8 protein-coding genes are annotated in these 6,725 nt (G+C 41.1%); 4 read left to right on the top strand and 4 right to left on the bottom strand.

Going from position 1 to position 6,725, the window contains the following annotated elements:
- Nucleotides 1-362 precede the first annotated feature (362 nt).
- Both MM817_RS16000 and MM817_RS15995 read right to left on the bottom strand, forming a co-directional pair.
- Nucleotides 363-668 (bottom strand): type II toxin-antitoxin system RelE family toxin, encoded by a 306-nt coding sequence (locus tag MM817_RS16000; RefSeq protein ID WP_241716990.1) that lies wholly within the window; start codon nucleotides 666-668, stop codon nucleotides 363-365.
- A gap of 11 nt (nucleotides 669-679) precedes the next feature.
- Nucleotides 680-985: an AbrB/MazE/SpoVT family DNA-binding domain-containing protein gene (locus tag MM817_RS15995; RefSeq protein ID WP_241716989.1), complete on the bottom strand. Its 306-nt coding sequence runs from the start codon at nucleotides 983-985 to the stop codon at nucleotides 680-682.
- A gap of 224 nt (nucleotides 986-1,209) precedes the next feature.
- Between MM817_RS15995 and MM817_RS15990 the strand changes: the two genes are divergently transcribed.
- From MM817_RS15990 to MM817_RS15980, 3 genes are all read left to right on the top strand, one after another.
- The gene (locus MM817_RS15990) at nucleotides 1,210-1,683 is read left to right on the top strand and encodes a helix-turn-helix domain-containing protein (RefSeq protein WP_241716987.1); all 474 of its coding nucleotides are present in this window, start codon (nucleotides 1,210-1,212) and stop codon (nucleotides 1,681-1,683) included.
- 315 nt (nucleotides 1,684-1,998) lie between these two features.
- On the top strand, nucleotides 1,999-2,928 hold the full coding sequence (locus MM817_RS15985; RefSeq protein WP_241716984.1) for a helix-turn-helix domain-containing protein: 930 nt from the start codon (nucleotides 1,999-2,001) through the stop codon (nucleotides 2,926-2,928).
- A gap of 362 nt (nucleotides 2,929-3,290) precedes the next feature.
- Nucleotides 3,291-3,566: a hypothetical protein gene (locus tag MM817_RS15980; protein WP_241716982.1), complete on the top strand. Its 276-nt coding sequence runs from the start codon at nucleotides 3,291-3,293 to the stop codon at nucleotides 3,564-3,566.
- A gap of 295 nt (nucleotides 3,567-3,861) precedes the next feature.
- On the opposite strand, the gene MM817_RS15975 is transcribed toward MM817_RS15980, so the two are convergent.
- Complete coding sequence (locus MM817_RS15975) at nucleotides 3,862-4,743, bottom strand: tyrosine-type recombinase/integrase (protein WP_241716980.1); 882 nt, start codon at nucleotides 4,741-4,743, stop codon at nucleotides 3,862-3,864.
- A 1,113-nt stretch (nucleotides 4,744-5,856) separates the two neighbouring features.
- Between MM817_RS15975 and MM817_RS15970 the strand changes: the two genes are divergently transcribed.
- Nucleotides 5,857-6,465: a hypothetical protein gene (locus tag MM817_RS15970; protein ID WP_241716978.1), complete on the top strand. Its 609-nt coding sequence runs from the start codon at nucleotides 5,857-5,859 to the stop codon at nucleotides 6,463-6,465.
- Nucleotides 6,466-6,531: 66 nt separating this feature from the next.
- Here MM817_RS15970 and MM817_RS15965 read toward each other — a convergent pair.
- On the bottom strand, nucleotides 6,532-6,725 hold a 194-nt coding region (locus MM817_RS15965), incomplete at its 5' end, for a hypothetical protein (RefSeq protein WP_241716976.1).

The raw sequence follows: 6,725 nt of genomic DNA, 5'->3' as shown, positions 1-6,725 counted from the left end.
TCCATCCTTAATCAATAGATATCCATCCTTAATCAATAGATATCCATCCTTAATCAATACAGGTATATACAGGTTGCCCAGGTGCCGCAATTGCATGTATAAAAAATCATATACCATTCATTCAAAACGATCTTTACATAATAAAGGCTATCGGACTGTAAAAATAATCCATAACCATGAAAAATGAAGCAATTCTACGAAAAACGAAGATTGTTCTTTGTGAAACATCTCTTCAAACCATTCATAATAAAAAAGAGCTAATCAGCTCTCAACTCGTTTTTTGACGGTTTTTCAGGGTTGCAATTTTAGAAATTTTATCGTTCGTCAGTAAGAAAACCACGATATCCCTAACATCGTGGTTTTCACAGCCTGTCCCTCTTTTTTAAGAGAGATACAGAAGATCTGTATCTTCGCTCTGCTTCTTTATAAAAATTCTCGTGACTTCCAACAAGAAAAATCAGACAGTCTCCTCCATCAACAACATATGCTGCCCGATAGTCACCTCCAGGAGCAGAGAATTCAAGGCTTCGCACTCCACCAAGCGATCCAGATAACGTATGACCAGCATTGAAGTCAGCTTGTAATTTCATAAAAGCTTTCGCAGCATGTTTCTTGACCACGTTATCCAATCGAAGGAAATCTTTTTCTGCCTGCTTGGTAAACTTCACTGAGTATGTGTTCATTCGACGTCTACAGTAATGCCTTCACGTTCTAAAATTTCTTCTAGTGCTATCGTTTGTCCCGAACGATTCTGCCGAATTGCGTCTTCGGCCAACGCATCAAATGGATTGATCCCTTTCACAATATGAACACCATTCTGTTCGGGCTTTAGATAAAATAAGTCCCCTGACTGAATATTTAACAGATCCCGAATGGCCTGGGGCAGAAGTACCCGACCACGATTATCAACATGTGTGGTGAAAATTTTTTTAGACACTCGCTGCCGAGATCCACTATGTCCTTGTTTCACACTGATTTTCCCCATATAAACCCCTCATTTTCTTTGTGGGATTTTCCCATTTAGAGTATAACATATACACCAGTGATTTATACGACACGGCTGACCAAATACGCAAATAAGGAAATGAACCATTGATTTGTGTGCTCAAGCTGTATACGCATTAACATGCTACTATATTATCAATCTTTAAATAAGTTATATTGACTATCATAACAAACTAATAGAGTCTCCATCGGGAGGGTAGTAAGGTGTCGTCTGTCGGTATTCGTGAAGCAGCTGAAATGCTAAATGTTAGTATCCCAACAATCAGAAATTGGATTAACTCCGGCCGATTACAAGCAAAGAAATCACTAGGAAATCATGGTCCTGAGTACCGTATTGATGTAGATGAAATCAGACGAATCAAAGAAGAACAACCCAATAAAACCATTGTGATTCATCAAGAACAAGCTGATCCTACACTTGCAGTACCCTCATCTTGGTTATTAGGCCAGTTAGCAGGATCGATTAAGGATATTGTCAAGGATGTTATGAAGGAAGAAATAGAAATGATGAGGGTAACTATGAGGGAGGAAATGCAAAAAGAATTAGCTATCGGTGAAGATCGATTAGCGAAGAGAGATCAGCAACTAATGGAAGTGCTTCGAGAAATACATACCATTCGAAAACAGGAAGCAGAGCAACCTGTTTCTTTTTGGAGTCGACTTTTTAGGAAACATTAACTTGTCCAAATTAACAAAACATGCTAGTCTTTTACTAATTCAATAGAACGGAAGGCGTAACAAAGCCCCACAGAGGTTCCAAGCCTCTGTGGGGCCCGCCCACTCGATTACCAACATCGAGAGTAAATCCTAATCAGTCAGATGATCAGGAAGACGTTTTGTTACATCCATTAGGATACTGCACTTAGTATACGTCAAGTATACGATATCTTAGTAAAAAGGGGCAAGTCCTTGGATGTAACAACAAAAACGGCAGCTCTCGACAATCGGACGCGAGGGATGCCGTTTTTGTTGTCTAAAAGGAGGAGTACACTGATGAAAAATAAAGAAAAAAGCATCATTCGCAAGATGAAAGGGAAAGAAAATCCGTATACGATGGTGAGTAATTCCGTGATCCGTGATCAACGTCTTTCATGGAAAAGCAGAGGCATTCTCGTTTATCTTCTGAGTTTACCCGATGATTGGACAGTCCATATTAACGAATTAACCAAACATGCTCCTGATGGCAGAGACTCCATAGCCAGTGGATTGAAAGAATTAAAAAAATTGGGCTATGTAGAACTAGTCAACGTTCGAGATGACCAAGGACGTTTCGATCGATGGGAATACCGAGTCTACGAAGACCCTATTCAAAAAAATGGCGATTATCCGCCGACGCCACCTGAATCGGAAAATCCGCTACAGGATCAACCTGGGGCTGGGCAACAAGAAACGGATTTTCCACAAGTGGATTTTCCACTTGTAGAAAATCCGCACCTACTAAAGACTGATTTTACTAATGACGAATTACTACAAAAAACTAATATTAAAGAACAACAACAGGAATCCCTCGAAGAAGAAAACCAGATCATACCTACGTTACAACAAAAAAATTGGGAAAAAGAAAAAAATATCGTTGTTGTTATACAGGATGAAATTTTGGATTGCCTAAAGATTACAACGTCGACTAAAGAAGTTACGAAATGGATCGAGCGATATGGTGCAACGTATATCCGTGAAAAGTTAGAAATAGTACAAATGCAGGTCACAAATAGCCCGCTACGTGCCCTTAGAGCCGCGATTAAGGATAATTGGTTACATAACATAGACAAGCCCAATAAAACGTCTCACAAGCTAAATAAAGGTCAATTAGAGGCTATGGAACTCTTTCCTCCTGTACAAGCAGGGAAATACGATCGATTTTATCAAGTCTTTCATGAAGCACGTAAAACTCAAGTTGAAATGAATACATCATCGATGTATTGAAAATGATCTGTTGATCTCTTGTACGGTGGGGTGGACTATCGCCCCGAAAGGGGCGAGGAGTACGCCCCACGCGGCGAAGCCGCGTAACTTGATCAATCTAATAGCTAATCAGGTGTGCTGTAAAATAATGGGTAAACAAATAACGGCCCTTACAGTCTGTTTTGTGTTGCAAAAAAAAGATAGTCCATCAAAAATTAGTCTCAATCTAGGTCAATGAAATACTTATGAAAAAATAGTTGAAAGCCATATCTGTTTGTCCATTCAAAAAACAGAGTTCATGCATTTACTAATGATGTAAATCAAAGTGCTCAGCGTTCTTTCACTCTGATTTACATCATTCCAAGTAAAGGAGAGGAACAATAATGGCTGCAGTAAATAACTTTAATATTTCTGACACTCTCCCACAAATGTACGTGGGGCAAGAAGTCACCATCTTTACGGTAGCAGGTGGTACAGGTGGCGGCGGATATACAGGAACCATTATTTCGATAGACGCTGATAACGTCTATTTATTACTAGTTCCAGCAGCAGCGCCAACGAATGTAGTAGGTGCATTTGGGGCACCTGGTGCCGCCAATGGGTCAGTAACAACCATTCCTTTGAATCAAATTTCGTCTGTTACCCAATCCGTCATTTAAATATTGACTTACCCGATGGGAGCTCCCCCTCCTTTCGGGTGGTTTTTACATAAATGTGTGTATTCACAAATGAAATAATTTTTTACTCGAATGAGTATTTATGTGTAAATGCCATTAGATCTTTTATATGGTGATAGAAAAGCTTGATGACCATTTCATGTAGTTGTTGTACATCTAGATAAAGCGCCCCGTTAGATGTACAACAACTACATCGTAGGAAAAGAATTTATCATGGTACATTATTTTATGAATATGTCATGAAAATGTTTGGATGAATAGGACGATAACAAAGATTTCATGACTCCATCCCAGCGAGATAAATACGTGTTACTTCGTCACGGCCGTGACCCAGTTCACGACTGACTGTTAAACGAGCTGTATACTCATCGTGCAATCGCTCGACATGGTAGGCATAGCGTTCTTGAGCGTATGTATGACGTAATCCGTGATAAGTTAACGTACGATCACCTTGAGTAAAATGAGAGCGATGCGTATAGATCCAGTTTTCAATGTGTTTGATCACTTGATGGGCTTTTTGTCCGTCAGAAACAAAGAGTTTTCCTGATGAAGCTGTAACCAGTGTATCTTGAATGAGCAAGCGTCCCTTTGTAGTCATGGGAATTTCTCGTAATAAACCACCTTTTCCCTTAATCGTTAGATAATCATCACGTAGTGCACGGGTAAGATGGTCTCGATCCAAGCGAATCGTTTCATGAATGCGAAGGCCAAAGGTCGCAGCAAAAGAAATCGTAGAAGCTAGAGCTGTTTCCCCCAGAGCAATCGCACGAATCTTAGCAGCGTCTATTTCGAAGCTTGTCCAAGCTCTAGGTACCTTGCCAAATGATCGACGCTCTAAACCGTCTTCTAAGCTGGCTGAGAGGGTTTTATTATCGATTAAGGGACGTTGGTTCCCTGTCAAATCATAAAAAAAGCGAATGGCAGATAAATCGGTTTTAATGGTGCTGGCGGAGAGTCCTTTAGATTGCATGGACTTCACGTAAGCGAGAAGGTGTTTATCTTTGAGATTGGCGAACTTTTGGAGTTTGTAGGTAGTAGCAGCAAAAACAGCAAATCGTTTCGCCCCTTCGTAATAACGATAGCGCGTTTGTAAGCTGCCTTGGTTACTGTGTTTGTGAAGTTTATCGAGCTGTTGAAATAAGGCTGACTCGGATCCCATGAACGACCTCCTTAAGATGAGCCTAAGGTTTTTGAATCTGGTATATCGAGCAAACGGCACAAAGTGCCGTTTGCTTATTTTCATTTTTATACAATAAAAATGATCATAGAAAACCTGTAGAAAAAGGATCATTTCTGCCCTGTTTCTACCCTTATAAACAGTGATAAGCCTGCTAACAAGCGTGATAAGATAGTTCCCTTATGTAGCAAAGTGACTGCTTTTATACGATTTATAAGGGGTCATTCACGATAGCTAATTGGCCAGTGTCCCCCGTCTGTCTCTATCCTAGTCTCATCGACCAGGATAGAGACAGACGGTACAATCGAAGCGTTGAGCACTCTTGTCGCACACCTCAATAAGAGGCCGCTTGGCGAGCAAACGATGCGACACGCAGGCGACTGCGCTACACCTTGGGTGCAAGATCCTCGAGATATGAGAATCAACCTGCGCTCCGTTTTTACCGGTCGGACTACCGGTTGATGCCACAAGTCAGGCAGCCTTTGCTGCAACGGGGTGAGCCTATCATCGCATGCACCTATGGCGTAACGATGAGTGACTGGCTTGTGTTGTCTTTGGATGAATGAAACCTCCAAAGATCGTTCATACGCAGATGGATGATACACTATGGTGGAAAATTCACCTATTATTCATCCTATAGGCTACGTATGATGAGGGGATTCTCTCGGTCATCCTTAGTTGATTGAATTAAGGATGCCAATAAAGCTACTGTGGCTTTCCATTAGTCCACCAAGCAGCATACGATCATCCCGTACCACCCTGTTGTTATTTAGACGTCATCCAAACACATCAGGGAGTATGGTGTTGCCTACAGTTGATTGGTTGTGCATTACACGCGCAATCAACCTGTCTTTCTCCTCCACTCCTCATCAAGGATCAAGCATCACGCCATGGAGAACAAAGTATGCCAGTATTCCCGATTCGGGCTTGAGCATCACGCTATACTGGACTTGGTTGGGGTTATGTGCGTCGGATTCAATCCGTCCATCTTACCTTATCGGTCACGCATAGATGGAGTTCAAAAAAAGCTGTACAAGAGTAGAATACGCGTTAGAAAATAGAGAGTCAATCCATGCAAGGAGGGGGTGAATTCACATGCCGAGATTAGGATTATATTCTAAAGAAGAAGTGCAAATAGCAGTTGAGACCGCAAGCCAACCGCTCCGGAAAGCAGCAGAAGAGGCACGTAGATATGCAGAACATGCTGTCAGGGAAAAGGATCGCGAACTCCAGCGACTCATAGAGAATCATGAGCAAGAAACACAAGAAGCTGTACAAACGATCATTCAACAAGCCAACCAAGAAATCCAAAAAGCTAAGCAAATTTTCACTGATTATGAGGATGAAATCGACTATCTTAAGCAGTTGATTGAACATCTCCGTGAAGAGGCAGGGAAGGAAAGTATTCGAAGGGATCGTACAGAAAGAGGACTACGACATGCATTATCTAGATGGGCTAATCGGAGAACGGGAGAACCTAAACAGATGGTAGAAAAAACGTATGATCATACGGTATATGAAGGGAAGTCGGGTGTACTCATTGAAACATGGAAACGAAAACTCCCCTTCTCCTTGGACAGTGATCCTGATGTAGTTTATCTAGAGGCGAGAAACATCGCCGAGCAAGAAGTGACCTTAGTACATGTTCGACAAGAAAAAGAGAGATGGATAGCTTTATATTCGAAAAAGTGTTCAAAAAGATAAAAAGATCGTTTTATACCGCTATTGTTTCTTGTCACTCAGTGAGTTCATACTACAAACTGAACTAGATCAAGCTGACTGAAGGTTTGTTTTCTTAGTATTTGCTCGTTTTTTTCTCCACAATTTAAAATATCCGACGATGATAAATAACAAGAGAATCGACCCATAAAGAAAGGGGAGACGTTGTTCTAATACCACATCTTTAAAATCAATCGCATCAGACAATGTACTTGGCAGTAAGGCGATATAATAGACAAGAACAG

Source organism: Sulfoacidibacillus ferrooxidans, from assembly GCF_022606465.1.
GTDB lineage: Bacteria > Bacillota > Bacilli > Alicyclobacillales > SLC66 > Sulfoacidibacillus > Sulfoacidibacillus ferrooxidans.
Note: the sequence above shows the minus strand (reverse complement) of the source record. Positions and strands in the feature narration are given on the sequence as shown.

Bases quoted from the DNA above. Each gene is read 5' to 3' on its own strand.
- MM817_RS15975 (WP_241716980.1), bottom strand. From the start codon at position 4,743: ATGGGATCCGAGTCAGCCTTATTTCAACAGCTCGATAAACTTCACAAA.
- MM817_RS15980 (WP_241716982.1), top strand. From the start codon at position 3,291: ATGGCTGCAGTAAATAACTTTAATATTTCTGACACTCTCCCACAAATG.
- MM817_RS15985 (WP_241716984.1), top strand. From the start codon at position 1,999: ATGAAAAATAAAGAAAAAAGCATCATTCGCAAGATGAAAGGGAAAGAA.
- MM817_RS15970 (WP_241716978.1), top strand. From the start codon at position 5,857: ATGCCGAGATTAGGATTATATTCTAAAGAAGAAGTGCAAATAGCAGTT.
- MM817_RS15995 (WP_241716989.1), bottom strand. From the start codon at position 985: ATGGGGAAAATCAGTGTGAAACAAGGACATAGTGGATCTCGGCAGCGA.